Source organism: Burkholderia arboris, from assembly GCF_902499125.1.
Taxonomy (GTDB): domain Bacteria; phylum Pseudomonadota; class Gammaproteobacteria; order Burkholderiales; family Burkholderiaceae; genus Burkholderia; species Burkholderia arboris.
Map to the genome: position 1 here is coordinate 162,147 of NZ_CABVPX010000009.1, position 26,183 is coordinate 188,329.

Consider the following 26,183-nt stretch of genomic DNA (forward strand, 5'->3'; position numbering starts at 1 on the left):
TGCCGGGTCGCCGGGCCGCCGGTTCAGGCGAGCAGCTTCTCGACGAGCGCGCCGAGTTCGCGCAGGTGGACGGGCTTCGGCAGGAATGCGTCGAATACCCGCTGGTTCTCGCGCAACGCGGCCGATTCGTACGCGCTGACACCGAGGATGGCCGGATGGCGGCCGTCGTCGTCGGGTTGCGCGACCGCGCGAATGCGCCGCGCGACCTCGAAGCCGCTCAGGTCGGGCAGTTCGAGATCGAGCACGACGATGTCGTAGCGGCCCGTGCCGAAGCGCGCGACGCCTTCCTGCCCGGTGCCGCACAGATCGGCGTCGATGCCGAGCGCCGACAACATCGCGCCGAGCGTTTCGCGCGCGTTGTCGTTGTCGTCGACCACCAGCGCGCGCCGGTCGTGATGCGGGATCGCGAGCGGCAGCGCGGGCCCGTCGCCGGCCGCGTGGCCGGCGGTGTCGACACCCGGCACTTCGGCCGGCAGCGTCACGACGAACTCGCTGCCTTCGCCGACCACGCTGTGCACGTCCACATGCCCGCGCAGCGTCGTCACGATTTCGCGCACGACCGCGAGCCCCATCCCGATCCCGTCGACGTGCAGCCCGACCGCGTCGTTCGCGCGATAGAACGGCTCGAAGATCTTCGACAGGTGCTGCTTCGCGATGCCGGCGCCGGTGTCGCGCACGGCGATCCTCACCTGCTGGCCGGCTGGTGCGTCGGCGAGCGTGATCGATACCCGGATCGAGCCGCCGAGCGTGTACTTGACCGAGTTCTCGATCAGGTTCGACAGCACCTGCCTCAGCAGCTTGCGATCGGAGCGGATCGCGAGGCCGGGCGGTTCGACCAGCTGCGTGACCGCGATCCGCTTCGCGGCGATCTTTTCGCGCAGCGGTTCGAGCACTTCGGCGAGCAGCGGCGCGATGCCGACGGTATCCAGTTCGGCGAGGCGTTTCGTCGAGCGCAGCTTGATGTAGTCGGTGAGGTCCTTGACGAGCGCTTCCAGCGACAGCGCGGAATTCTGCAGCCGCCGGATCGTCTTCAGGTTCGCGTCCGACTGCGGGCGCGCGAGCAGGATCTCGATCGACCCGCAGATCGCCTGCAGCGGCGTGCGCAGCTCGTGGCTCACCATCCCGAGGAACGCATTCTTCGCCTCGATCATCTCGAACGCGCGGTCGGACGCCTTGCGTTCGGCGTCGAGCGCCGCGTCCTGCCGTTCGAGCAGGTCGTCGCGCGTGCGCATCGTGTAGAACAGCAGCAGGAACAGCGCGCACAGGATCACGCCGAGCACGATGCCGAGGATCAGGATCGCACGCTGCTTTTCCTTCAACTGATGAAACGTGAAGTCGCGCTGCGCCATCTCGATCGCGCGGAAGTAGTTCGCGAGGCCGTTGACCTTCGGCCAGTACGCGTCGACCTCGTCGATCACCTTGTGCGCGTTCTTCGGCGAGTCGCGCAGCAGCGGCACGTCGCGCTTCAGGCGCGTCATGAATTCGCCGAGCGCGTCGATCTCGTTGCGCGCGCGCGGGATGCGCAGCCAGTATTCGGACACTTCGGACGGCCGCTGCAGGAAGCCGAACGACACCGACAGGCTGTCGAGCTGCATCTGCACGTGATCGAAATCGTCGTCCTCGTGCGTCGCGTAGAGAATCAGCTGGCGGTCGAACCGCGTGTAGACGTTGCGGTATTGCGCGGCGGTCCAGAACACGCCTTCGCGCGGCCCTTCGAGCACACCCTCGTTGACCGAGGTGGCGAGGAGGTCCCACAGCAGGAACGCCCACGCGGCGAACCCCATGATCCACAGCGAGCCGAGGACCAGGATGATCTTTCTGTTCTTCCACCGCCGCCGCTTCATGTCACTTCACGGTCAGGCCGATGATCTGCCACGCGAACTTGGCTTCGCCGAGCGGCGTCTTCAGCTCGTCGGGATACTCGTCGCGCGGATACATGATCCACAGCGGGCCGTAGTTGTCGTTGCCGAGCACCTTGCCGTTCATCGTCCGCGCGAGGATCACGCCGTACCGGTCGGCATCGGATACGGGAATCGTGAACGTGTACTCGTCGATGCAGCGGAATTCGATCTGCGTGCCGTGCGCGCCGACGGTCTTCAGCACGTCGGACAGGAGCGGGCCGGTGAAGGCCGCCTTCGGCGTCCAGCTCGTCGACGTGACGATCGTGTGCTGCGGCAGCGCCATCAGTTCCTGCTCGGAAAAGATGTAGGTCATCTTCCCCTGCTGGTTGCTCTTGCCGATCTTGCCGTCGACGGTGAACGTAAACGACGAAGCGGCCCATGCGGCGGCGGCCATGCCGAGCAGGCAGGCTGCCAGCACGCTCTTGGTCCAGATGGTTGAAACGCGCATGTCTTTCCCTCGGTATTGTGGTTCGTTTGGCGGGTTGTCGTTCCGGTTCCGGTTCTCAGTTCGCGGCGGCCGCGGCCGGCAGCGCGATCTTCAGTTCGCGCGCCACTTCGGCGAACAGGATCGGCAGGCGCACCGGCTTTTCTTCGCAGCGTGCGTTGTAGTGCGACACGATGTGCGCGATTTCGTCCTCGCTGGCTTCGCCGGTCGAGATCTTGCCGGTCAACAGGAAGATCGGCGCGCCGCTGTTCTCGCTCGAGCGGATGCCGCGCACGAGTTCGGCGGCGGTCTGGTCGCCGAGCATCCAGTCGAGGATGTAACCGTCGAAATCCTCGACTTCCAGCGCCTTGCGGAACGTCGCGCCGTCGAAGTACGGAATCGCGTTCACGCCTTTTTCGATGAAGTATTCACACACCGTTTCGGCGACGTCCTGCGAATCGTCCACCACGGCGATCCGCGCCGCATACACGCTCGGCTGGGCCGAGCGCAGCTCGATCACGTCGACTGGATAGGTGCGGCCCTCGCGCGCGTGCTGGCGCTCGGTGACGATCCATTCGCCCTGCCACTGCATCGCGACGAAATCCGTTTCGATCTGGCTGCTGGCCTTCGCCGAAATCGCGGCGCGGCAGCGGAAGCGCTTCGATTCGATCACGAGCGTCGCATCGATCATCTCGGCGGCGGCCGGCTGCGAGCCCTTGTCGTCGAGCAGGATCGCGGGCGGCACGCCGAAGTGCGTCGCGATGTCCTGCAACTGCGACAGGTTCCACGGGATCAGGCCTTTCATCTTGCGCGTGACGACCGAGAAGCTCAGGCCGAGCACGTTCGCGATCGTCGTGTTGTGACTTCGCGGCGGAATGCCGTTCCGGTTCAGTAGGTCGCGCACCTTGTTGGCGGTCATGAGATCGACATTGGCCTGCTCGGTGGTGGACATCTCGATGGGGTCTCCGGGGGTTGTGGCGAGGAAGAGCATATCAAAGTTGACGCATCATGCAAGTTTTGAGAAAGCGAATGACCTTGACATGCCATTTTTCTCCATTATTATTGCTCACCACGTCACTATTGTTTGTCGCGTCATGTTTGGAGATCGATGCCGGCAGCAGCAGGTACAGCGAAAAGCGGCAGCAGTGAGGCAGTGACGGAACGATTCGAAGAGAGAACCTGAGAGAGCCTTGGGCGCGTGTCGGCGTTGGCGGATGGCATTGTATCCGCTGCGCCGCGCGCAACCGGGTACGAGCTCCTGGGGTGGGACAGCTCGAAGAATTGCGGCGCCAATAAAACTTGAGGAAAGTACCAATGTATCGCCGTTTACTCGCACCGGGGCTGCTGTTGCTATTGGCCGCGTGCGCGCAGGATCCGTCCGTCACCAGCAACACGGTGCGGATCTGCGACGACACAGGTTGTTCCGACCGTCCAAAAGATCAGGTGTCCTATCAAAAAAGGGACGATACGGAAGACCGGGAAGACCCGCGCATCGCCGCACTGAAGCAGACCGCGAAGACCCAGCCGAAGGCGGCCTACGACCTCGGGCTGCGCTATTTCCGCGGCGACGGCGTGCGCCAGGACAGCTACCAGGCGCTCAAGTGGATGCGCGAGGCCGCCGAACGCGGCGACCTCCAGGCGCAGAAGGCGCTCGGCAGTTTCTACCTGTTCGGCCTCGAGGAAATGGGCTCCGACGCGCGCGAAGCGGAGAAGTGGCTGTCGATCGCGGCGGGCCGCGGCGACAAGGAATCGAAAAAGCTGCTCGATCTCGCGCGCAAGGCCAAGAAGGAAGACGAGGAAGACTGGAAATGGCGCACGCAATGGCGTGACGTCTATTACGGCTACTGGTACTCGGGCTATCCGTACTACGGCGTCTGGCAGCAGACGTACTGGTACTACTGACCGGGCCTAAAGCAACGGGGGCAGCAGCGGGGAGACCACCATCGCGCGCCACGCCGGGGGGCTTATCGAAGTTCGCACGAACACATAAGCCGAACAACGACTCTAATCGATCGACAACGACATGAAGACCAACCTTTCCCATCGTCTCACTCAAGGTGCGCTGGTTGCAGCGCTTTGCGCGTCCGTCGCAGGCTGCGGCGGCATGGTGACGCCCGGCGGCCAGAACGCCGGCGTGACGGGCGCGGCGGCGGGCGGCACGAGCGCCGGCGCCGATTCGGGGCTGCAGCGCTGCGCGTCGCCGCTCGGCACGATCGCGGTCGACGACGGCCGCAATGCCGACTGGTGGGGCCCGTTCGGCAGCGCGACCAAGATGACGACGATCGATCCGCTGCTGCGCCTGGCGGTCCAGCAGTCGAACTGCTTCGTGATCACGTCGATCGGCAACCAGAAGAGCGACGCGCGGCTGTCGCGCATCACGCAGCTGCAGCGCAACTCGGGCGAATACCGCGCGGGCTCGAAGCAGCAGAAGGGCCAGCGTGTCGCGGCCGACTACTACATGGAACCGCAGATCGTCATCAACGATTCGCCGATCGGCGGCATCGGCAGCATGATCGGCGGCCTGATCGGCAACAGCGCGGTGGCGGCGGTGGCCGGCCACCTGCAGACGAAGGCGTCGGTCGTGACGCTGACGCTGTTCGACGTGCGTTCGGCCGTGCAGATCGCGGCGTCGGAAGGCAGCTCGACGTCAACCAACTACGGTGCGGCGCTGGGCGGCTTCGGCGGCGGCGTGGGCGGTGCGCTGGCCGGCTTCTCGACGACGCCGGAAGGCAAGGCGACGGTCGTCGCGTTCATCGACGCATACAACAAGATGGTCGTTGCACTGCGCAGCTACAAGGCGCAGGACGTCAAGGGCGGCCTCGGCCGCGGTGGCCAGCTCCAGGTCAACTGACGACGTCCCCGGCCGGCGGAGCGCCGCTGGCCGATTCCTGATTCGTGACTGTCCGTGCGCGCGGCGTGAGCCGTGCGTACCGGCTTCGTCCGTCCTTTTTTGCAGTGAGGTGATCCCGATGAAGGCCGTTGCATTGATCGCATTGACCTGTCTGGCGCTGACCGCTTGCGGCGGCGGCGACGACAATTCCTCGCCCGCCGGTGGATCGGGCACGAGCAACAACGGTGGCAGCGGCGGGTCGGGTTCGGGCGGGACGGGAAGTGGCGGCAGCGGCGGTAGCGGCGGGTCGGGCGGCTCGGGCGGCAGCACGCTGACGTGGCGCTACGAGGCGCAGCCCGTCGCGGCCGACAAGGCGAGCTTCCTGACGCTGGTCAACAGCGAAGGCGCGAAGGGCTATCGCTATCTGGGCGACTACTTCTACAACGCGGGCAGCGGCGGTTCGCAATCGATCTTCGTGAACGACGGCACCGCCCAGACCTACACGTACCAGTTGCAGACGGCCGCGGCCGACATGCCGTCCTTCGTCAGCCAGGCGAACGCGCAAGGGGCGAGCGGCTACCGCTACGAAGGGCCGCTCACGTTCGGCGAGCTTTATCGCAAGGACGGCGGCTCGTCGGCTACTTATACGTACACGACGACGGGCCTGCCGGCCGACACGAACGCGTTCCTCACGCAGGCAAACGGCCAGGGCCAGTCGGGCTACTGGTTCCTCGGCCCGATGGCGATCGGGGCCGTGCAGGCGAACGTGTACATGAAGAACAACGCGTCGAACGCGACCTATACGTACGATGCGCTGGTGCCGACGACGACCGTCAGCGACTTCATCGCCCAGGCCAACAGCGAAGGCGCGAAGGGCTATCGCGCGAAGGGCGGGATGCTGTTCGGTTCGACGATCTCGTGGGTCTACGTGAAGGACCAGACGCAGTCGCCGACCTTCACGTACCAGTCGGCCGCGATCCAGTCGACCGGCGCCGCCTTCGTCCAGCAGTCGAACACGTTCGGCGCGCAGGGTTCCGCCTATCTGGGCGATCTCGCGCTCGGTACGACCAGCCCGGTGATGGCGTCGTTCTACTTCAAGCCGACGAACTGCACGGGCTTCCTGTGCACGACGCTCAACCCGCTCACGCAGAACTGAACCGGCCGTCGCTTGCCGGTTGTCCATGTGCCTCGCCGCTTGCGCGGCGCTTCCGCGGGGGGCCGCCGCTTTCGGGCCCACCCCCGCTTTTTTCCTCGTTTCTTCCCCTCGCGGTCACGCGTCGCCTGTTTCGTGCGCGGCCGGGACGCGTCCTGTCACGGTTTTTCCCCGCATCGAATCTAGGTCAAGTTCTAAATATCCAACCAATAGAAGCTGACGTGTACGAAACGGTTCATTCGGGGTGGACGCTCGCACACGCGTTTGGCATCGTCGGAATTCATTCCATCCTTTCCATGGTGAGTTCCGGCGAGCGCTTGCGATCCGAATCGGTCGTGTTCGGGGTCGCGGCCGCCGCCGCGCGTCATGCCGCAGAGTTCGCTTCAATCCCTCCGCCGCTACCAGAGCATTTCGGTGTTCGGTGGCGGCATCGTCGTTACGGTCCTGGTCCTGATCGCCTGCGGTCTCGGGATGGTGGCGATCGTCTCGGGCCATGTCGAGGGCGAGCGGCGCAACTACCTGAACGGGCTGGAGCAGACGCTCAACGAGATCCAGGTGAGCGAGGCGTCGTTCCGCAACGGCGTCGCGAATGCGCAGCTGATCTGGCGCGAGGCCGATAGCGCGCCCGAGTCGGCTGTCGCTGCATTCTTCCGCGACGACCAGCGCGTCGCGATCCGGCCGCATCCGTCGCTTGTGCTCGGCGTGCCCGGGCACACCGGCGACCGCGCCGAGGTCGCGCGCTACCTGTCGTTGTCGGTGCTGCTGTCGCGCATCAGCGCGGCGAGCTCGATCAATCGCGGGCGCACGCTGGAGGGTTACCACTACAGCACGCGCACGGGCATGTTCGGGTTGGTGCCGAACCGGAACCGCGACGATCCCGCGCTGGTGTCGCCCGACGCGCGCGCACGCGTGCTCGACGCGCTGCATATCGATTTCGGGCGTACGTATCCGGGTGTCGTCGATGCCCGTCCGCAGGTGCGCTGGCTGGCGCCGTTCGCCGATCCCGTATCGGGGCAGCCGCGCATCCGGATCGCGGCCGAGGCACATGACGACGGCGGCACGTTTGCCGTGCTCGCGACCGAATACCCGCCCGATTACCTGCTGTCGTGGCTGGCCGATTATCGTCCCGAAGGTGCGTTCTACATCACGACGGCCGATGGCCGGCTCGTCGCGATGGATCCCGCCGCGGGCGACGCCGGCCGCGTTGCGCGCCTGCTGGAACTCGCCCCGTGGCGGGGCCGTGCGTCGGCGGGCTCGCCGGTGTTCCGCGACGGTTTCCTGTTGTTCCACGGCACGCTCGAATCGACGGGCTGGACGTTCGCGTATGCGTTGTCGTGGGGCGACGTTGCGGCCGGCGTCGCCCGTTCGGCCGGCACGCTGGTGGCGGCAACGCTGCTCACGCTCGCGGTCATGTGGGGGTTGCTGCTGCGCTTTCACCGGCGCGAATTCGCGCCGCTCTACGCGCGCTCGCAGCGCGTGTTCGACAGCGAGGCGCTGTGCCGCAGCGTGATCGAGATGGCGCCGATCGGGCTCGGGCTGATCGCGCGTGACGACGGACATTTCCTGCTCGCGAGCCCTGCGTTGACGGACATGGTCACGCGGATCGGCGGCGACTATCACGCGCTGTCGAATCAGGTGGCTGCCGCGTGGCAAGCGCATGTCGCGAGCGGCGACGAGGGCGGCGTGCTGCATGATGATCTCGTGCTGGGCGACGATGAAGCCGCGCACCCGCATTTCGAATTCATTGCGTGCGGCGCGCGTTACCAGGGCGCGGACGTGCTGATTGCCGCGGTCGCCGACACCACCGCGAAGCGGCAACTCACGCAGCGACTCGAAGAGGCCGTGCGTGCGGCCGATTCGGCCAATGCAGCGAAATCGTCGTTCCTCGCGGCGACGAGCCACGAGATCCGCACGCCGCTGAACGTGATCCTCGGCAACCTCGAGTTGCTCGAACGCTCGGCGCTCGACGCGGCCCAGCACGGCCGCATTCGCACGCTGCGCTCGTCGGCGACGAACCTGCTCGCGCTCGTCAGCGACATTCTCGATTTCTCGAAGATCGAGGCGGGCGCGATGCAGGTCGAGTCGATCGAATTCGACGTGATCGCGACGGTCGAGCGCGAACTGAACGCGTTCGCGCCGATCGCGAAGGCAAAAGGGCTGCAGCTGTTCTGCGAATTTCGTGCGTGCGTCACGCAGCGGATGCGCGGCGACCCGACGCGGCTCGCGCAGGTGCTCGCCAATCTGCTGAACAACGCGATCAAGTTTACCGACACGGGCCGCGTGAGCGTGCGCGTGGCCGTCGTCGCCAACGGCCGAGGCGCGCCGGAGCTGTCCATCGAGGTCGAGGATACGGGGATCGGCATCGCGGCCGAGCATCGGCACAAGCTGTTCAAGGTGTTCTCGCAGGTCGACACGTCGATCACGCGCCGCTACGGCGGCACGGGGCTCGGGCTCGCGCTGTGCGACCGGCTGGTCACCGCGATGGGCGGCCGCATCTTGGTGGCGAGCGAGGTTGGCGTCGGCAGTTGCTTCGCGGTGCGCCTGCCGCTTGGTGCGACGGTCGTCGCGCTCGGCCGGCCGCGCGGCTGCCGGGTAGGCACGCTGACGCTGATCGCCGCGCAACCCGAGTGGCGCGATTTCGCGTGGCCGCACCTGGATGCGTGGGGATTCGACGTCGTCGTGTACGACAGCCCGTCGAACCTGCCGCGCGACGCCGCGTGGCGCGGGCCGATCGTGTTGTTCGGCGATGCCGATGCATGGTCGCAGGCGGACCTGGACAGCCTGCGCGGCTGTACGCCGCTGATTCTCGCCACGCGCGACGGGCCGCTCGAACCGTACCGCGCGGGCGCTACCGTACGCGTGTCGAGCTACGCGCTCGGCGGCCTGCGCGCGGTGCTGACGCAGGGCGGACCGCCAGCCGGCGAAGGCTCGCTCGACGCTTCGTCGTCCGGCGAGCGGCCGGGCGCCGGCCGCGGGCCGCGCGTGCTGGTGGCAAACGACGAAGCCGTCGACGGCTCGATTTTCCGCGAGCAACTGCATGCGCTCGGCTGCATGGTGGCCGAAGTGAGGGCCGGACACGCGGCGCTTGAAGCGTTGATGGGCGGCGGCTGGGACGTGTTGTTGATCGGCGCGGATCTGCCCGACATGCGCGCGTATGAACTGGCCGAGGCCGCGCGCGCCGCCGCCGCCGGTTGCGACGTATTGGTCGTGACGTCGCACCTGACGCCCGAAAGCATGCGCCGTTGCGTGGCGGCAGGCGTGCGGCGCGTCCTGACGAAACCCGTGACGCTCGCACGCTTGCGCGGCGCGCTCGCGCCGGTGTGGCAGCGCGGTGCCGCTTCGGCGCGCGCGGTTTCCGGGCCAACGGGGCCGGCCGATCACGCAACAGCGTGGTGCGACGAATAACGATCGACCGCAGGCGTGCGAGTGCGGGTCAAGAAAAAGAAGGCAGGATGCCGGCGCATGTCGCGCGGCAGATTTCCAATCAACCTTGGAGGGGAAGGTCGTGCGCCATGCGAGGAAGACATTCACAATGCTGCTTGAGTTTGCCGCGCTCCCGGAGAAATCCCGCCGGGAATTTCTGACGTCGATGAACGAGTTTTTGTTGATGTCGCCGGCACAGAAGCGGCGCGCGATCAGCGAATGGAAAAGCAGAGCGGATGGCCACGCGCAAGACCTGCCCGTCAATCCGGATGGTCGATAGCCGATCGCGATGGGGCGCGATGGGGCTCGGGTGCCGTCGCGGTATCCAGTAGCGGCGCCGGACCAATTGCGAGGTTCGGCGAATCGTGCGAAGAAGTCGTGCGAATGCGTCATGCGCGCGGGGTGTGGGGGTGCATCGAATGCCTGATCGCCACGGGGATGGTGCCGATGGAGAGGCGAAACGGGATTTATCTTAAAATTGAGTCACCTTTTGTCCGGTGTGCCGATCACGGCCAGCCATCGACGCGATGGCGCTTGCACGCCCCCGCCTGGGCGGGGAACCGGATGCGTGACGGAAAGCCTCGGGGAAACAGGAACATGGACGAATTCTTTGTGCGCGTAATGGTGGCGGACGACCATCCGGCGTCCGCGCTCGGGATGTCGCAAGCGCTGCAGGGAAGCAGCACGATCAAGCTCGTGGGCGCCGTTTCGAATTCGACGGACCTGGTCGCGGCGCTCGACGCGCAACAGAGCGACGTGCTCGTGCTCGACTACGTGATGCCGAGCGGCAAGTACGGCGACGGTCTCGCGCTGCTGTCGTTCCTGCAGCGCCGCTATCCCGCGCTGCATATCGTGTCGATCACGATGATCGACAGTCCGAGCGTGCTGCGCGCGATCGGCAGGCACGGCGTGAATTGCATCCTCAGCAAGTCGGATGCGATCTCGCACCTGATCGGCGCGGTGCACGCCGCGTACGTGGGCGGGAACTATCTGTCGCCATACATCAAGCAGCTTCTGCAGGACGGCGATCTCGCGCCGGTCGCGCGTGCGCTGACGACGCGCGAGATCGAGGTCGTCCGGTTGTTCTGCGCGGGCTATACGGTGGGCGAGATCGCCGCGCAGCTCCATCGCAGCAAGCAGACCATCAGTTCGCAGAAGTCGAGCGCGATGAAGAAGCTCGGGATCGTCCGCGATGCCGATCTGATCCGCTACGCCGACGACGAAAGGCTTCAACCGGTACCGGGCGCGTCGGACGCGAGCGAATAGCGTGGATACGCGGCACGCGTTCATGCGCGGCCATCTCGCAAGACTTGCCCGCCCCGTCGCCCCCGGTCGACCCTCAGCAACGGAACGATGCCAGCAAAACTGAAACGGCACGCCGCGCAAGTCGCCGCGGTGGGCGGCAAACCCTTCGATCCCGGCCGCGTGCGGCGCCAGCAGCAAGCGTTGCTGTACGGGGGCGGCATTGCGATCACGGCGTTTATCGTGCTCTGTGCGATGCTCGTGATGCGGCTCGACGTCACCGACTATCTCGCGCGCACGCGTTCGGCCTTCCTCGGGCGCAAGGCCGAGCTGTACGCCGAGCTGCAGGTGACGACGGTGCTGCTGAACCGCCATGTGGACAACCTGGAACTGCTGTGGCGGCGCGGCGAACAGGCATCGCCGGACGCGCTTGCCCGCTTTGCGCCTTCCGGCGACAAGCGGGTGTTTCGCAATCGCAACGGACAGGCGACCTTCGTCGCGTTCGCGCGCGTGACGCCGACGCATCCGGTCGCAAGCTATTCGCGGTATCTCGCGATCGTGCTGCGGCAGGCCGAAGTGACGGTCCTGCCGACGCAGGAGGCCAGGGATTCCGGGATCAACGCCTATCTGATCGGATTGGATGGCGAGTTTCTTGGCGTGGCGGGCCGCAGGCTCGCGCAGCGGGCGCTCGCGCTGCCGCCCGGTTTCGATCTCGCGGCGTTGTTGCGCCAGTTGACGCCGCGCGATGACCGCGCGCTGCCGGTGGCGCCGGTGGGCGACAGCGATACGATCGTGGACGCCCGCGTCGATCCGTTGCTCGGCCGGTCGGTGCTGCGCGTCGCGGAACCGTTTCGCGACGCGGACGGCCACCCGGTCGGCTGGCTCGTGTTCAACGCCCGCCCCCGCATCGACGATCTGATGGCGTCGCAGGAGGTCGATCAGGCGTTCGCACTGGTCGATCAGGATGGCGACGTCGTGGCCGGCGGGCAGCCTGACCGGGCGATGATTGCGCACGCGCTGGATGCAGCGCGAGATGCGCGGGGCGACCATGTCGCCCCGCGTCGCATCGGCAGCCGTTTCGTGATCGGCGACCGCCTGCCCGATACGGGTCTCGTGCTGATGACGACATTCTCGTGGCGCAGCGTACTGGCGGCCGTCGCCGCGTCCGCGAGCCTGACGGCCGCCGCGGCCTTGTTCGCGATCGCGGTTCTGTGGTTCGTGATCGTCACGTTCGATCGACGCGCGCTGCGCACCGCGAACCGCCGTGCGATTCGCCTGATCGAGAGCGAGGCGCTCAACCGGACGCTGATCCGCACGGCGCCGGCCGGGCTCGCCTTGCTGTCGTTTGCCGACGGCGACACGATCGTGCGCAACGAGGTGATGACCGCATACGATCGGGACGTGTCGGGCGAGCCGCTCGGCAAGCGGCTCTGGCGTGCTTATCGAGATCACGTGCCCGCGCTTCCGCGCGACGGCGGCCGCGCGCTCGTCACGCACGAACTGGCGGTCGAACGCACGGGGTTCGGCACCGCGTATCTGGCCGTGCACATCATGCGCACCAAGTATCGCGGGATCGATGTGTTGCTGTGCACGCTGCTCGACATCACGGCGCGCAAGCAGGCGGAGGAGGCGTTGCGCGCCGCGCGCGAAGCGGCCGAGCATGCGAACAAGGCGAAGTCGACGTTCCTCGCGACGATGAGCCACGAGATCCGCACGCCGCTCAACGCGATCATCGGCAACCTGGAGCTGATGGAGCGTGCGTCGATGGCGGCGCCCCTGCGCCGTCGGCTCGGTACGATCATGTCGTCGTCCAATGCGCTGCTGCGCGTGATCAACGACGTGCTCGACCTGTCGAAAGCCGAGTCGAACCAGATGGCGCTCGAGCATATTCCGTTCGACCTGCGCGGCGTGTTGCGCGATGTCGCCGCGATCTTCCGGCCGCTCGCGGACGCAAAGCATCTGACGCTCGTGTGCCGGCTGGCGCCCGAGCTGGCCGACGGCTACGTCGGCGATCCCGTGCGGCTCCAGCAACTCGTCACGAATCTCGTCAGCAACGCGATCAAGTTCACGAAGCGCGGCGGCGTGACGATCGACGCGCGGCGCGCGGCGGCGGCGGGCGCGGGCGGGCCAGGCGTCGAGATCGTCGTGACCGACACGGGGGTCGGCATTCCCGAGGACGCGATGCCGACGCTGTTCGACGTGTATATCCAGGCCGATGCGTCGATCTACCGGCGCTTTGGCGGCACCGGGCTCGGGTTGCCGCTGTGCCGGCGCATCGTGAAGCTGATGGACGGCGAGCTGTCCGTCAGCAGCCGGCCCGGCGAAGGTTCGATGTTCGTCGCCGCGCTGCCGCTGCCGGAGGCGCCGCCCGGCTGGTGCGCGGAGCAACCGGCATCCGGTATGCACGTCGACGGCGAGCCGTTTTCCGACGAGGGAGCGGCAACAATCCCCGCTGACGACGCGGTGCCATTGCGCGTGCTGGTAGCCGAGGATCACCCCGCGAGCCGCGCGCTGCTGCGCGACCAGCTTGACGCGCTGCGCTTCGATGCGACGATCGTCGCAAACGGCGTGGAGGCGATGCGTGCATTTTTCGAGCGGCAGTACGATGTCGTGTTGACCGATCTCGGGATGCCCGAACTCGACGGCTTCGCGCTGGCGAATTTCCTGCGCGAGCAGGGGGCGAAGATACCGGTGATCGCGATGACGGCGCACGCGACCGACGAGGATCGCCGGCGCTGCGTGCAGGTTGGGGTCGTGGAGGTCGTGTTGAAGCCGTTGTCGATCGATGCGCTCGACGAAGTATTGCGAAGACATGCCGGGCACGGCGAGCGCTCGGATAACGGGCGTTCGGATGTCGTGATGACGGACGAGATCAGGCAGGCACTGCATGCGGCCTCGATGCGCTCGTTGACGATGATCGAAAGCGGTTTGTCGAATGGCGATGCCGATCAGGTCAAGATCGAATTGCACTCGATGCGTGGCGGTTTCGCGCTGGCCGGATACGCGGAGGCGATGGACGCGTGCGCGCGCGCCGAGCACGCGGTTCATGACGGCGGCCTCGATGCACTCGCGCCGATCTGGCCGACGGTTCGGCACGCGGTCGAGGAAGCGCTTGACCGGCTGGCGGACGGGCCCTCGTCGATCGATACCTGATGTCGGTCGAGCGCCGGCATGATCCGCGCTGGCGGGTCCTCCGGATGGATGGCGGGCCGCGCGCGTTGCCCCGACGATGCCGGATGAACATGCCATGATCCGGTTTGCCGCGATACGCGGCCTGTCAAGCGCGGGCCGCTATTGATAGGAGAACGTGAACGACGCGCGCGCGTCGACTGTTCCCGGGGTGATGGTCGACGCCGTTTTCACATACTTGGCCACCAGCGGAATCGTCACCGTGCCGCCGTCGTTGACCTCGTCGACGAACCATTGGTTGGTGTTGCCCTTTGCCGCGGAGTCGGGGCCGAAGCGAATCGGTGTCGCGTTGCCCTGGCGGAACAGCTGAACGCCTACGCCGCTCGCCCCCGACGTCGGGGACAGGCTCAGCGTGTTGCCGGTGTTCGCGGGCTGGTTGATATCGGTCATCGTTACATGAACACTCACCTTTCCGCGGCAGGCGACGCTCACGGAAAGATTCTTCGAAGCATCGGAGACGTCGCCGACGGCCTTGAGTGCGCCGCCGTAGATGCCGGGAAGGGGGATCGTGTTATGTGTGCCGGAAGTCAGCGAGCAGCCGTCGGTCGTCACGTTGACCGAAAGGGCCGGCAAATACAGGGTGTGAGTCGTATTCTGGGTTGAAGAGTAGATGCCGCTTTGGCCGATCGTCTTTTGCGGATTCTTGTAGGAACCGGTAACGAGCGACCCGCTGAAAACGAGTGCGAGCCGGAACTCGGGCCCTACCTGCTTGTTGCCGTTGCCGTTGGCGGGAGTGGGTTCCGAGCGGGTCTCCGATGTAAGCGCATGCCATGGCCCGACGACCGACGGGTGTTTCAGCCGGACCATTGCGGCAAAGCCGATGCCGGGAATCCCCGTTTCATAGACCGGAACCGATTGCCCTTCGAAAAGATAGGTGACGTTGGGGACGAGCGCGCTGGTGCCGAGCAATTTGGCGTCCCATTTGTTCGGATTGCAGTCTTCCGTCAATCCTCCGGGGGCCGTGGTGTTGCTCAACGAACCGGCCTCGACCAGGGTGCCGGGAATCTGGGCATCCCGCGCGCTGGAGATACTTGCGGGAATCGTAGGACGCGGGAAGGCGTTGCCGGGAATGGAGACGCAAACCGCATGCACGGCGGACGGGGCGATCAGCACCGCGAGTGTACCGACGATCAGAAGAACGAAGTGGCGAGAAGTGCGAGTCGAATTGCGTGTCATGGTGTGCCTCTGCGATGAGATGTCGGTTGGGTTTCCGTTGCCGCGAGCACTGGCCGGCCGGTCAAGGCGGCGCATTCGCCGGAACGGGGTCGTTCGGGAGTCGGACGGCGTGTCAGGTCGCATTCGTCCTGCATACGCCGCCGACCTGTTCCAGCCCGGCCGAGCGACGCTTGCCCGCCTTGACCGGAAGGTTGTATTCGATCCGGCAGATCGAACCCGCATCGTTGCCCCACGTGACCGTGAGCGCGCCGTTGTCCTTCAGGCCGCGAACGAAGATCTTGCTCGCCTGACCGACGACGCCGAGGCTCTTGCCGGTTTCGTCGGTGACCGCGGCGCCGAACGGCAGCGGCGTGCCATCCGGCTTGCGCGCCTGGATCACGGCCGCGCGCCCGCTGTCGGTGTCGAACTTGAGCAGCGGCACCGCGCCGGCGCGCGGCGCGACCTGCTGGCTCGTTTCCTTCAGCTCGACGTCCATCGAAATGCCCTTCGGGTCGAGCTCGACCGTGTTCATGTTGTACGGCGTGAGGTAAGGCACGATCGCGTAGCCGCGGCTGTCGACCCGCACCCCGGATGCGTTCGTGAGCCGCGCGCCTTCCGCCCCCTTCGCCTCGACGATGCCGAAGGTCTCCGACAGCGGCTGCGACAGCGTGACGCCGCCCGGGTGCGCGACCGCCGCGCCGCGGATGCCGATCGAACCCTGCTGGTAGTTCGAGCTGCCGCCGGCGCTGACATTGAACTCGGCGACGCGCGCGCGATACGTGAGGTTGCCGCTGCCGTCGGTGTTCGCGTTGCCGCGGTTGTTCGTATAGTTGGCGCCGACGCTGTACGACAACGCGTTGTCCTCGCCGAGCGAGCCGGATACCATCGACTGCACCTGCGTGCGGCCTTGCGTATCGCGCGACACGTTGCTCGTCAGCATCGTCGGGCTGGACTTGCCGAGCGGAATCGTCACGCTCGCGTAGTACAGCGTGCTCATGGCGCCGCCGAAATCGCGCTGGCGCGTTGCAGACAGGCTGTATGAGATGTTCCGGAACGAATTGTTGTAACCGGCCGAGTAGTTGATGTCCGAGCCGGGGCGATTCCAGTAGTTGGCGGCGGACGCGGTCAGGCTCAACTGGCCGCCTTTCTCGCCGAGACGCTGGCTGACCATCAGCGACGCACGGCTGCGCTGCCGCCAGACGGTGTCGACCGATTGGCCGTTGCGCACCGTATCGCGCGCGTTCATCGCGTCGTTCAGGTTGAAATAGCCGTTCGTCGAGTAGCGGTACGCGGCGATCGACACGTCGGTGCCCGTCGCCGCGACGGATTTCGCATAGCTGACGCGCAGGCTCGAGCCGCTGAAGCGCTTCACGCCGGGGATCGACGTGGCGGCCTGCGTGAAGTCGAGGCCGAGCGCGCCGAAGCGCGTGTTGAATGCACCGCCCAGCATCGCGGACGCATAGCCGGCCGCGATCGTGACGCCGCCATACCCGGTGACCAGGTTCGTGAGGCCGCGCTGGTAGGTCGCTTGCGCGAACAATGGGTGGCCCGAGTTCTGCTGGTTGCGCAGCGTGCCCGCGACGAAGCTGTAGCGCTGGATGCCGGGCCGCAGCGACAGCGGCACCGCCGCATACGGCACCGAGAACGTGTGCACGGAGCCGTCCGCTTCCGTGACGGACACGCGCAGGTCGCCGCCGTAGCCCGTCGGATACAGATCATTGATCTCGAACGGGCCGGGCGAGACGGTCGTTTCGTACAGCGTCACGTCGTTTTGCCGGATCGTGACCTTCGCATTGGTGTTCGCGACGCCGCGCACGACCGGCGCATAGCCGCGCAGCGAGTCAGGCAGCATCCGGTCGTCGGTCGACAGGCGCACGCCGCGGAACTGCGTCGAGTCGAACAGTTCCCCGGACGTGAAGGTTTCGCCGATCACCAGTTGCGACGAAAGCGACGGCAGATCCCGCTGTACATAAGTCGAGATGTCCTGATACCGGCTGCCGCCGCGTTCCGACCACGTGTACGAACCGTTGTGGCGGAAGTGCCAGTTGCCGATATTGATGCCGCCGTTCAGGCCGAGATAGGCTTGCGTGTCGGTGCGGCTGCCCCTCGGCTTCGAGCTGTAGACGTTGAGGTTGTAGTCGAGCATCCCGACGGGCACGCCGGCATCCCACTGATCCCGGCTGACATGCCCGCGTGCCTGGCGAACGAGCGACGCCTGCGGAACGGCGAGCGTCAGGCGCTGCTCGCCGAAGTCGAACGACGCGCTCGCCTCAGGCACGATCTGGCCAATGCGGCGGCACTCGCCTTTGACGGTGATCGCGGCCACGGTCTCCGCGGGCAGCTTCGTGAAATCGACGCCGATACGGCGCAGCAGTTTTTCGTCGAAGCAGGGTTGCGCGTCCGGCATGCCGGGGACGGCCGCGAACGCGATGTCGTAGCGCCCGATCCAGCGCGGCCCGACCATGAGGTCGACGCTATAGGTGGCCGGCTCGACGAGGTTGCCCCGCGCGAAGCGCGTGATGTCGACCGGCTGCCCGTTGCCGTTGTTCAGGAAGCCCGGATCGAACTCGACCTGCGCGATCTGCATCGTATCGGACACGCCTGTCTCGGGGAGGCCGCCGTCGGCATGTCCTTCACCTGCCCACGCGGCGAGGCTCGACAGCACCAAGGCGCACATCGGTTTGAGGCGCGTGGTAGACGGCGCATCCTTGAGCGGATGCTGGATGGGCTGAGTCATGGTGGATGAGCCTCGGGTGGAGAGGATGCGTGGCGGCGTGCGCAATTGCACGAACCGGTCGTGAGGTCGATGCGGACAACGTGGGTATGGGCTCGCCGGTCGTCCGCATGCGTGGCCGTGTGGCCACGTCGCGAGGCTAGGCGGTCGGGTGGGGACGCGCGGGCAACCCGCACGGCGTTACGGCTGCATGGACACCGGCTGTTCGTTGTTGGTCGACGCGCCCCAGTCGTTGATGCTGCCGAACTGGACCATTGCGCCGGCGGCGGGCTGGGTCTTGAGCGCGGCGATCGGGAATGACTGCGTGGTGCCCGGCAGCACGTAACCGGCGCCGGCGTCGTATTTATTGCCGCCGGAATGCAACAGCACGCTGCCGATATTGACGACATACGGCGTCGGATTCGTCGCCTGCAGGACATATTTACCTTCCGCGCCGCGCGCGACCTGCCAGCGCATCTGTGCGGGCGCGCCTTGCGCGTTGCCGGGCAGATCGCGGGGGCGGAACATGATCTTGATGCGTGACCGGAACGCGATCTGAAGCTGGTTGCGATCGGCGTTGCCGGCCGCTTTCGGCGGAATTTCGAGCACGTTGAGCCAGAACAGCGACTCCTTGTCGGCCGGAAGCGGTTCGTTCGTATAGATGAGCCGCAGCGTCTGACCTTTCTGCGGCTCCATCCGGAACATCGCCGGCGTCAAGGTGAAAGGGACGTCGATGGTATCGGGCGATGCGTCCGCGTCGCCCTTGTCGATCCAGGTCTGCACCAGCGCCGGCGCGGACCCGTCGTTCGTGAGTTTGATCGTCACCTCGCGATCGTCGCCGGGGAAAATGACGCGGGTACCCGAGATCACGACGTTCGCATACGCATGCGAAGCGATCAAGGTGGTAGTCAGCGCGATGGCTTGAAGCGATTTGAGGATGACGTTCATGGCGAGCCGGATAGGGTTGCCGATCGTTGTCGTCGATCGGTGGGACGAAGCGGCGGCGTGCGCCGCACGCCGCCGGAAGGCCTCCTGCGCAAGCGGGGCCTGGTCGAGCGGAGGATTACTGATAGACCAGCGAGTACTGGACCTTCGAATTTGCCGGGCCGCCGATTGCCACGCCGGTCGCCAGGTACTCGGCGAAGAAGTTCAGCTGCGCGGTGCCGTCCGCGCCGATCGAGACCACTTGCGATTGCTGGTCGGGCGCGTTCGCGCCGACCACGATCGGGCTCTGGCCGTCGTTCAGGATCTGGAGAACGACGTTTTGCGCCTCGGGATTCTCTGCCGTGCCCTTGTCGAGCGACAGCTTGCCGTCCGCCGTCACGTTGGTCGCGTTTTCGAACGAGACCTGAACCTTGGTCGGATTGCCCGAGCTGGATTCACCATCCACCGCGCAGCCCGACAGCTTGAAGCCGAACGCCGTGCGACCGGCCACCGAGCCGGCGGCGTTCAGCGAGCCGGCGCTGACCGTCGGCATCTGGACGGCCTTGTTGGACGTGCTGCCGGCATCGGTACCGTCGATCTTGCAGGTTGCCGCGGTGACGTTGCCGGTGAACGTGATCGTGCCGTCCGCCGCATGGGCGGCCGACGCCAGGCCAAGGCCAGCCACGGCGAGCAGCGTTGAAATGAGTTTGGTGCTTGCGAGTTTCATAGTCTTGATCTCAAACGGTGGTTGATGTTGTGAAACGCACGAAAGCCGCTTTTTGACAGTGCACATTTGGGGCATGGCAAGTCTTGGAATGGCGAGGTACGAATCAGGAACGATTGTCGAGAGTTCGACCAGTGGATGAAATGGGATTCGAACGAGATTGATTGTTGATTTAATAGTACAAGTACTAAATCGGAATTTATGGTGTGGTTTGCGGGGTTGCGAGGTGAAATTGTTCGATGGATTTAACATTTTTAAATCAGCGGGTTATGCTGATTCGGGTCTCCGTGCCGAAGACAATCGGACAGCCTCCGGTCCCTAGGGGGTGATGAATCGTAAGTCAGTCATTCTGCATAGTCCGAAAGGATAAATTTAAGGGGTGCGATATCCCTGGTCGGATTCGTAAAATTAAAAAAATATGAAGGCGAGTCGTGAAAATCCGGAAGTCGAATAAGACAAATCAGGCTGTGCACCCACTATCCGGTGAGTCTTGCCTGGCCGGGCCGGCATCGGCGTCGGCACCGCATGGACAGGGTCGGCCATGCATGCAGTGCTTTTGACGGATTTTTTGGAAATTCTGATTTCGTAAAAGTCCTAGTGATATTTTCGAATATTGACGAACAAGTTCTATTGACCGTCATGTAGGGTCGGCTGGCAATATTCGTGTCGTGGAATTGAATTATCCACGTACGGATTTCCGGTGTGAATTTAAAACGCCGGGAGTCGCTTGTTCGAAGCCTATTCTTGATAGAGACCAATCGATGAAACTCAGCAAACTCATTCTGGCGCTCGGCGTTGGCGGCGCGGTGTTCGGCGTCGTGCAAACGGCGCAGGCCGAAGCCGTGTCGAAGAAAATCACGCTGACCGCACAGATCAACGACGCGATCTTCGTGTCGAAGCCGGACGGCTCGTCCTGGTACAACACCGAAGAGCTGGCACCGACCGACTACACGCAGTCGAAGTTCACGAAGACGCTGCCGGTGCGCGTGTTCACGAAGAACGCCGATTTCAACATTTCGCTGGCGCAGCCGCTGAAGATGTCGAGCGGCGCGTACGAAATGAAGAATGCGAAGGTCACGCTGTCGTCCAACGCGGGCCCGTCCGAGGTCAAGTTCGGCGCGGTCCAGAAGATCACGCAGACGACGCCCGGCAACGGCGGCTTCGACGAGATCCACAACCTGAAGATCGACGTCGACGCACCGGCCCAGCTCGGCTCGATCAGCACCAACGGCAGCTATAGCGGCGATCTCGTGATGGTGTTCGAGCCTGCCGCTGCGTCGGGCACGCCGTAACCCACGAACGAGCCCCGCTTCCGGCGGGGCTCGTTGTCCCCTTCACGGCACGGTCATCGCACCGTGCCCGCCCGTCAAGAATCACGTCAGAAGAAAATAGCGTGTCCGCCTATCAAGCTCCGTTTCGCGTCAACAAGCTGTGGCTGGGCGCGTGTCTTTTCATTTCATCGCACTCGTATGCAGAACTGAAAGTATCGTATGGCGTGCCTGATGGATTCAGCGCGGCCGAGCTCGACGATACCGCGAATTACGTGGCGACGTTCAACGGCCGGACGTTGCCGGGTTTCATCGGCTACTCGCCGGAAGCGGCTGCGCTTGTCTTCGACGAGGAAAAGTACGAAGCGAACGGCATTTCGCGCGACGACATCGACACGCTTCGCCGTGTCGTGTCGCAGCTCGACTACAAGGAGTGCAGTCGCGGCTGCGATCTCGACATCGCCGGCTATCACGTCACCGTCGACAAGCTGAGACGCTCGATCGCCATTCGCGACGCGGGCGAGGACACCATCGCACCGCAGACGGGCGTCGGCATCGTCAACAACCAGTCGCTCGATTTGCGCGCGGCGTCCGACGGGTACCGCACGGTCAACGTCAATGGCAATACCTGGGTCGGACTGCCGTTCCAGAGCTTCGGGTATGTCAGCTGGTATGCCAGCCACACCGAGACGCGCAGTTACAACAGCAGTACGAAAGGCGTGTCGTCGTATTACCTGCAGAAGAATTTCGCCAGCACCTACATGCGGGCGGGCAAGCAGAGCAGCATCGATTACGCGGCCGGGTCGGTCAGCACGCTGCTGACGCCGAGCTTCGACCAGTTCGTGACGCTCGGCAGCCAGACCCACCTGCAAGCCGACACGCGCGCGGGATCGCTGATCCTGTACGCGACGGCGGAAGGCAACTACGAATTCTATCGCGGCGGCCGTCTGATCCTGAAGCGTCCGGCCATGCTCGGCCGCAACGAAATCAATTTCGCCGACCTGCCGGGCGGCTATTACCCGGTCGACGTGCGCCTCGTCGACCGGAACGGCAACGTGATCAATCGCGAGACGCGCGAGATCAACAACCTCAATTTCGGCGCGAGCAACGGTAATTCGTGGCATGTGACGGCCGGCAAGGAGATGAGCGAGGGCGGATATCTGCTCGAGGCCGCGATGAGCCGGAACCTGAAGCTGTTCTACATGAACGCGTCGGCGATTGCCGGGCGCGGCGGCAAGTGGGCGGCCGAAGTGAACGTCACGCGCCCGATGCAGATCGCCGGCGTCGACGTCGCGCCGACGCTCGGCGTGCTGAGCGGCGAACGCAGCACCGGCGCGTATATCAATATCTCGACCGCGAGCGAAGCGCTCGGCAGCCTGTCGGTGAGCCGGTACCAGAATACCAACGTGTCGCGTTTCTATGCGGGGCAGCCGAGCACGGCCGTGTCCTATAGCCGCAACGTGCGCGGGGTGACGTTCGGCTACAACTACCAGAAGTCGAATTCCGGCGAATCGCAGCAGGCCGAGGCGCGCTGGAACTACCGGCCGAACGGCCTGTGGGGCTCGTTCGCGCTCGGCGTGCAGAAGGGCGGCTTCCAGCCGAACCGCAGCAACGGCTACGGCGTGTACTTCAACATGACGATGATGCTCGATCGTGTGCAAGGCACCGTCAACGCGACCTATGCGGGCGGGAAGACACAGTTGAGCGGCGACGTCCGCAAGGAGTTCATAGACAGCTTCGGGTCGACCACGGCCGGGCTCACCGGCGCGCGCATCGGCAACGAATACAGCCTCAACGTATACGGCACGCGCGCGGGCACGCGCGGCGACGCATCGCTGAACCTCGGCCACAGCAGTGCGGGCAGCAACGTCGATTTCAACTATCGAGGCATGATCGCGGCCGGCCGTGACGGCATCGCATTCGGGCGTTACAGCCAGAGCGGCAGCGCGATGCTGCTGAAGACGCCCGCTCTCGAAGGTCTGTCGTACGGTTTCAACGTCGAGGGCAGCCCCGTCGGCGATGGCGGCACCTATGCGGTGCCGTTGAACGCGTATCGCGACGTGCCGTTCGCGCGCGTGCTGAGCAACAGCGAAGGCGTCGACATGAACATCGAGGTGCCCGCGAACATCGTTCGCGCGCACCCCGGGCAGGTGTATTCCGCGAAGGCACGGATCGACATCAACATGATCTACAGCGGCTTCCTGACGGATACGGCTGGCCAGCCCGTCAGCGGGAAGATCGTCGAGACGGGCGACACCGTGCACCCGAACGGGCTGTTCTCGATCGTCAGCAAGGCGATGCTGTCGACGATCACGCTCGATTCCGGCGGCCAGCGGCGCACCTGCAACCTGAAGCAGCCGGACGGCAACTACTTCCGTTGCGAATGACGGCTTCGACAATGAACTTTACGGATGGACACATGAATCGGAAATGGCGAATCGCACGCATCGCAGCGGGCGGTCTTTGGCTGGCAACCGCGCTTTCGGCACACGCGGAAGGCGAACTGATGGTGATGCCGGCCACCGTCAAGGTATTCGATGGGCACGAGCAGAAAGTGACGGTGCGCAACCTCGGCGATGCGCCGCTTTATCTGTCCGTTTCCGTGCAGAAGGTCACGAATCCGGGCATGACGCCCGAAACGAAGGTAGCGCTCGGCGATCTGCCGCATCCGGGCATCCTCGCGAGCCCCGACAAACTGACGCTCGGGCCGAACCAGGATCGCTCGATCTCGCTGAAGTCGCTTGCGGAGCCCGGGAACGAGGAACTGTACCGGCTGTACATCGTGCCCGTGAAATCGCTGAAGGTGGACGATGCGCCGCAAGACAAGATCACCGCGCCGATGTCGGTTTCCGTCGGATACGGCGTGCTCGTCCGGCTGATGCCGCCCCCGGGAAAGCAGCGCAGCGGATGGGCGCATCGGTGTGACGGCGGCGGGCTGACGCTCGAAAACACCGGCAACGTGCGACAGGTCTTCACGGACTTGACATACGACAAGGCGCCTGCCGCGCAAACCGTCGCCGTGTTTCCGGGCACGCCGCAGCGGTTCGCCACGAAGCGGATGACGCTGCGGGTCGACGACAAACCTCGGACACTGCAGTGTCCGTGACGACCCGCCGCGCCCGGATGGCGATGGGCATGCTGGCAGGGCTGGCGTGTGCGGGCAGCAGCGTGGCCGCCGGCGTGCTGAAGCTGTCGCGTGTGGAACTGACGCTGGAGCCGGGCCGGCCACCGGGCGAACTGTATGTCGAGAACGTCGGTGATACGCCGCTCTACCTGGATGTCGAGCAGCACCTGCTGACCAATCCGGGAGAGGCGCCGGAGCGGCGGGTGCCGATTGCCGAAGTGGCACGGCCGAGCTTGCTGGTGCTGCCCGGCCGGCTCTCGCTCGCACCGGGGCAGCGGTACAGGATGGTGCTGAAAGAACTGAGTGTGCCGTCACGGCCCCAGGTATGGCGGGTCACGTTTCGGCCGAACGAGCGGGTACGCGTCGAAGGTGGCGAGCGTAAGGGCGCGGCGGCGCCGCTGTTCGTCAAGATCGGGTACGGCGTGGTGATTTACCAGCGCGCGACCGGGAAGGAATAGGCAGGAATGCGAACAGGTTCGTTGTGACGAGAGACTGCAACATGACTGGAGCGACATGAAAAGAGCGATTGGGTTAATCGGAATGGCGAGGTGGCGGCAATCCGGTGCATTGGCATTGGCATTGGCACTTGCCTTGTTCTCGCGTGGTGCGTCGGCGACGCTCGAGTATGGAAACGTCATGGGCTCCTTCACCAAATGCACATGGAGGAGCAACGGTGACGGAACCAGCACGATCGATCTGAATGTCTTTTACCTGCCGATTAGAGACGCACTGGGCAAGGACCCGTCGGGAGCGTTCCGGCCAGATAGCTGGTTCACCTCCAGGCTCGTGCGGGTATATACGTACGACAGCACCGGGAAGCCGGATCCAGGCCCTCAGGCGGCGGCGGCCACATTGGTGACGATGAATGGCACTTACCACGTGGGTGCCGGAGCTGTCGACACGGCTCGGGTTTATGACGGAAGCACCGTGGCCGGTCCTGTTCCTGGGTGGGATTTCGGAGGTTTCCGGGACGTCACTGTCCGGATTCTGATCAACGACGCGAAGATCAAGGACTGGCCCGCAGTCGGCGTGGGCGCCGGCAACCGCACGAAGAGCGGCCATGTCTTTGATTATGCGGCGCTTTATGTCAGCGACATGGGGGACGGCGCGTGTCGCAAGATCGATCCTGGCATCCGGCCGCCCAAGCCGCCGCCCATCGTCACCGTCGACATGGCCGCTCCGGACTGGAACCTCGGCGAACTGCAGCGGGGCGAACATGAAGTCACGCTCGCCAAGCCCGCGGATCAGCTGTGCTTTACCTATATGGGCGAAGACGGCTTCCGGAATTTCGTCATCGACGCGACGAGCGCAAACGGCGTCGCCGGAAATCGCTATCTGCTTCGGAACGTTCGCCAGCCGGCCCAGAGCATTCCGTACAGCCTGACGCTCGACAGCGGCACCGAACGGTTCCCGTTGCCGAACACGGGCAGTGCGGGCGTGAGACTGAACAAGGCGATGCGCACCTGTTTCATTCCGACGTTCAAGACGTCGGTGGACATGTCCACCGAGCCCGGCGACTACAGCGATGTGCTGTCGTTCACGGTCATGACCAAAACCTAGGAGTCTGAATGAAGCAGCACATCTGGGGTTGCCTGCTTGCGGCGTCGGCTTGCCTGCCGATGTGCGCGGCGGCGCAGGAGATCAAGGGCAAGACCGTGAGCAAGGTCACGGCTCGCGTGGTGCGCGCGGACAACCTGATCGTGACCGACGACAAGGGCGGCTGGTTCGGCAGCGGTCTGACGATGCAGCAACTCGGCGGCTGGGATACGGCCTACGAAGTGCAGGCGCGGCTGCGTGTCGTATCGACGACGGGACGGTTCCGGGTCCGGATGGACGAACCGCTGGACATCAGGACCCAGGCGAAGCCAGCCGTGGTCTTCCGGTCGCCGGCGGTCAGTCTCGGCGCCGAAGGCGCCGAGCGCAAGCCGCTCGTCGTCGGGCACGGCGTCGATTTCCAGAACCCGGCGGCGCCGTTGCCTAACGTCGACTCCGAGGGCTATTACAACCTCGCTGTTTCCGCCTATCCGCCGGTGGGCGATTTCAAGAGCACGGCGGGGACGTATACGGGCACCTTGTCGCTGGTCTTCGAACCGCTCGTGGCGAAGCCGTGAAA

20 protein-coding genes are annotated in these 26,183 nt (G+C 65.1%); 13 read left to right on the forward strand and 7 right to left on the reverse strand.

The genetic code is table 11. The annotated features are described in order from the left end of the window. Nucleotides 1–23 precede the first annotated feature (23 nt). The 3 genes from atsR to BLA15945_RS13685 are packed head-to-tail and all read right to left on the reverse strand — an operon-like array spanning nt 24 to nt 3,277. Nucleotides 24–1,844 carry a hybrid sensor histidine kinase/response regulator AtsR gene (gene atsR, locus BLA15945_RS13675; RefSeq protein ID WP_059237871.1) on the reverse strand — a complete coding sequence of 607 codons (1,821 nt, stop codon included), beginning with the start codon at nt 1,842–1,844 and terminating at the stop codon, nt 24–26. Between the two features lies 1 nt (nt 1,845). After that, nucleotides 1,846–2,349 carry a molybdopterin-dependent oxidoreductase gene (locus tag BLA15945_RS13680; RefSeq protein ID WP_059237870.1) on the reverse strand — a complete coding sequence of 168 codons (504 nt, stop codon included), beginning with the start codon at nt 2,347–2,349 and terminating at the stop codon, nt 1,846–1,848. 55 nt (nt 2,350–2,404) lie between these two features. Then, nucleotides 2,405–3,277, reverse strand: coding sequence for a response regulator (locus BLA15945_RS13685; protein WP_059237869.1), 873 nt, complete (start codon nt 3,275–3,277; stop codon nt 2,405–2,407). A 362-nt stretch (nt 3,278–3,639) separates the two neighbouring features. Between BLA15945_RS13685 and BLA15945_RS13690 the strand changes: the two genes are divergently transcribed. From BLA15945_RS13690 to BLA15945_RS13720, 7 genes are all read left to right on the forward strand, one after another. Continuing rightward, nucleotides 3,640–4,227 carry a tetratricopeptide repeat protein gene (locus tag BLA15945_RS13690; RefSeq protein WP_059237868.1) on the forward strand — a complete coding sequence of 196 codons (588 nt, stop codon included), beginning with the start codon at nt 3,640–3,642 and terminating at the stop codon, nt 4,225–4,227. A 121-nt stretch (nt 4,228–4,348) separates the two neighbouring features. Further along, entirely contained in the window at nt 4,349–5,176 is an 828-nt protein-coding gene (locus tag BLA15945_RS13695) for a hypothetical protein (protein WP_059237867.1), read from the forward strand. Nucleotides 5,177–5,294: 118 nt separating this feature from the next. Beyond that, nucleotides 5,295–6,311 (forward strand): hypothetical protein, encoded by a 1,017-nt coding sequence (locus BLA15945_RS13700; protein ID WP_174992627.1) that lies wholly within the window; start codon nt 5,295–5,297, stop codon nt 6,309–6,311. Between the two features lie 363 nt (nt 6,312–6,674). Beyond that, a complete protein-coding gene (locus BLA15945_RS13705) occupies nt 6,675–9,713 on the forward strand; it encodes an ATP-binding response regulator (RefSeq protein WP_174992628.1) in 3,039 nt (1,012 codons plus the stop codon). A gap of 127 nt (nt 9,714–9,840) precedes the next feature. Then, the gene (locus BLA15945_RS13710; RefSeq protein ID WP_174992629.1) at nt 9,841–10,011 is read left to right on the forward strand and encodes a hypothetical protein; all 171 of its coding nucleotides are present in this window, start codon (nt 9,841–9,843) and stop codon (nt 10,009–10,011) included. Between the two features lie 317 nt (nt 10,012–10,328). Continuing rightward, on the forward strand, nt 10,329–10,997 hold the full coding sequence (locus tag BLA15945_RS13715; protein ID WP_059237863.1) for a response regulator transcription factor: 669 nt from the start codon (nt 10,329–10,331) through the stop codon (nt 10,995–10,997). An 87-nt stretch (nt 10,998–11,084) separates the two neighbouring features. Then, the gene (locus BLA15945_RS13720; RefSeq protein WP_174992630.1) at nt 11,085–14,126 is read left to right on the forward strand and encodes a hybrid sensor histidine kinase/response regulator; all 3,042 of its coding nucleotides are present in this window, start codon (nt 11,085–11,087) and stop codon (nt 14,124–14,126) included. Nucleotides 14,127–14,264: 138 nt separating this feature from the next. Here BLA15945_RS13720 and BLA15945_RS13725 read toward each other — a convergent pair whose 3' ends face one another. The 4 genes from BLA15945_RS13725 to BLA15945_RS13740 all read right to left on the reverse strand — a co-directional run bounded on the left by BLA15945_RS13725 (nt 14,265) and on the right by BLA15945_RS13740 (nt 19,756). Beyond that, nucleotides 14,265–15,338: a fimbrial protein gene (locus BLA15945_RS13725; protein ID WP_174992631.1), complete on the reverse strand. Its 1,074-nt coding sequence runs from the start codon at nt 15,336–15,338 to the stop codon at nt 14,265–14,267. Between the two features lie 112 nt (nt 15,339–15,450). Next, complete coding sequence (locus BLA15945_RS13730; RefSeq protein WP_174992632.1) at nt 15,451–18,054, reverse strand: fimbria/pilus outer membrane usher protein; 2,604 nt, start codon at nt 18,052–18,054, stop codon at nt 15,451–15,453. A 177-nt stretch (nt 18,055–18,231) separates the two neighbouring features. After that, on the reverse strand, nt 18,232–18,978 hold the full coding sequence (locus tag BLA15945_RS13735) for a fimbrial biogenesis chaperone (RefSeq protein WP_174992633.1): 747 nt from the start codon (nt 18,976–18,978) through the stop codon (nt 18,232–18,234). Nucleotides 18,979–19,093: 115 nt separating this feature from the next. Then, the gene (locus BLA15945_RS13740; protein WP_233464213.1) at nt 19,094–19,756 is read right to left on the reverse strand and encodes a fimbrial protein; all 663 of its coding nucleotides are present in this window, start codon (nt 19,754–19,756) and stop codon (nt 19,094–19,096) included. Nucleotides 19,757–20,439: 683 nt separating this feature from the next. On the opposite strand from BLA15945_RS13740, the gene BLA15945_RS13745 reads away from it, so the two are divergent. The 6 genes from BLA15945_RS13745 to BLA15945_RS13770 all read left to right on the forward strand — a co-directional run bounded on the left by BLA15945_RS13745 (nt 20,440) and on the right by BLA15945_RS13770 (nt 26,181). Further along, nucleotides 20,440–20,970, forward strand: coding sequence for a CS1 type fimbrial major subunit (locus tag BLA15945_RS13745; protein ID WP_059237857.1), 531 nt, complete (start codon nt 20,440–20,442; stop codon nt 20,968–20,970). 101 nt (nt 20,971–21,071) lie between these two features. Further along, nucleotides 21,072–23,333, forward strand: a complete 2,262-nt coding sequence (locus BLA15945_RS13750) for a TcfC E-set like domain-containing protein (protein WP_174992634.1) — start codon at nt 21,072–21,074, stop codon at nt 23,331–23,333. 32 nt (nt 23,334–23,365) lie between these two features. Beyond that, on the forward strand, nt 23,366–24,052 hold the full coding sequence (locus BLA15945_RS13755) for a hypothetical protein (RefSeq protein WP_059237855.1): 687 nt from the start codon (nt 23,366–23,368) through the stop codon (nt 24,050–24,052). A 17-nt stretch (nt 24,053–24,069) separates the two neighbouring features. Next, nucleotides 24,070–24,528 carry a hypothetical protein gene (locus tag BLA15945_RS13760; protein WP_059237854.1) on the forward strand — a complete coding sequence of 153 codons (459 nt, stop codon included), beginning with the start codon at nt 24,070–24,072 and terminating at the stop codon, nt 24,526–24,528. 55 nt (nt 24,529–24,583) lie between these two features. Further along, complete coding sequence (locus BLA15945_RS13765; protein WP_174992635.1) at nt 24,584–25,630, forward strand: hypothetical protein; 1,047 nt, start codon at nt 24,584–24,586, stop codon at nt 25,628–25,630. Between the two features lie 8 nt (nt 25,631–25,638). Then, nucleotides 25,639–26,181 carry a hypothetical protein gene (locus BLA15945_RS13770; protein ID WP_174992636.1) on the forward strand — a complete coding sequence of 181 codons (543 nt, stop codon included), beginning with the start codon at nt 25,639–25,641 and terminating at the stop codon, nt 26,179–26,181. Nucleotides 26,182–26,183 lie beyond the last annotated feature (2 nt).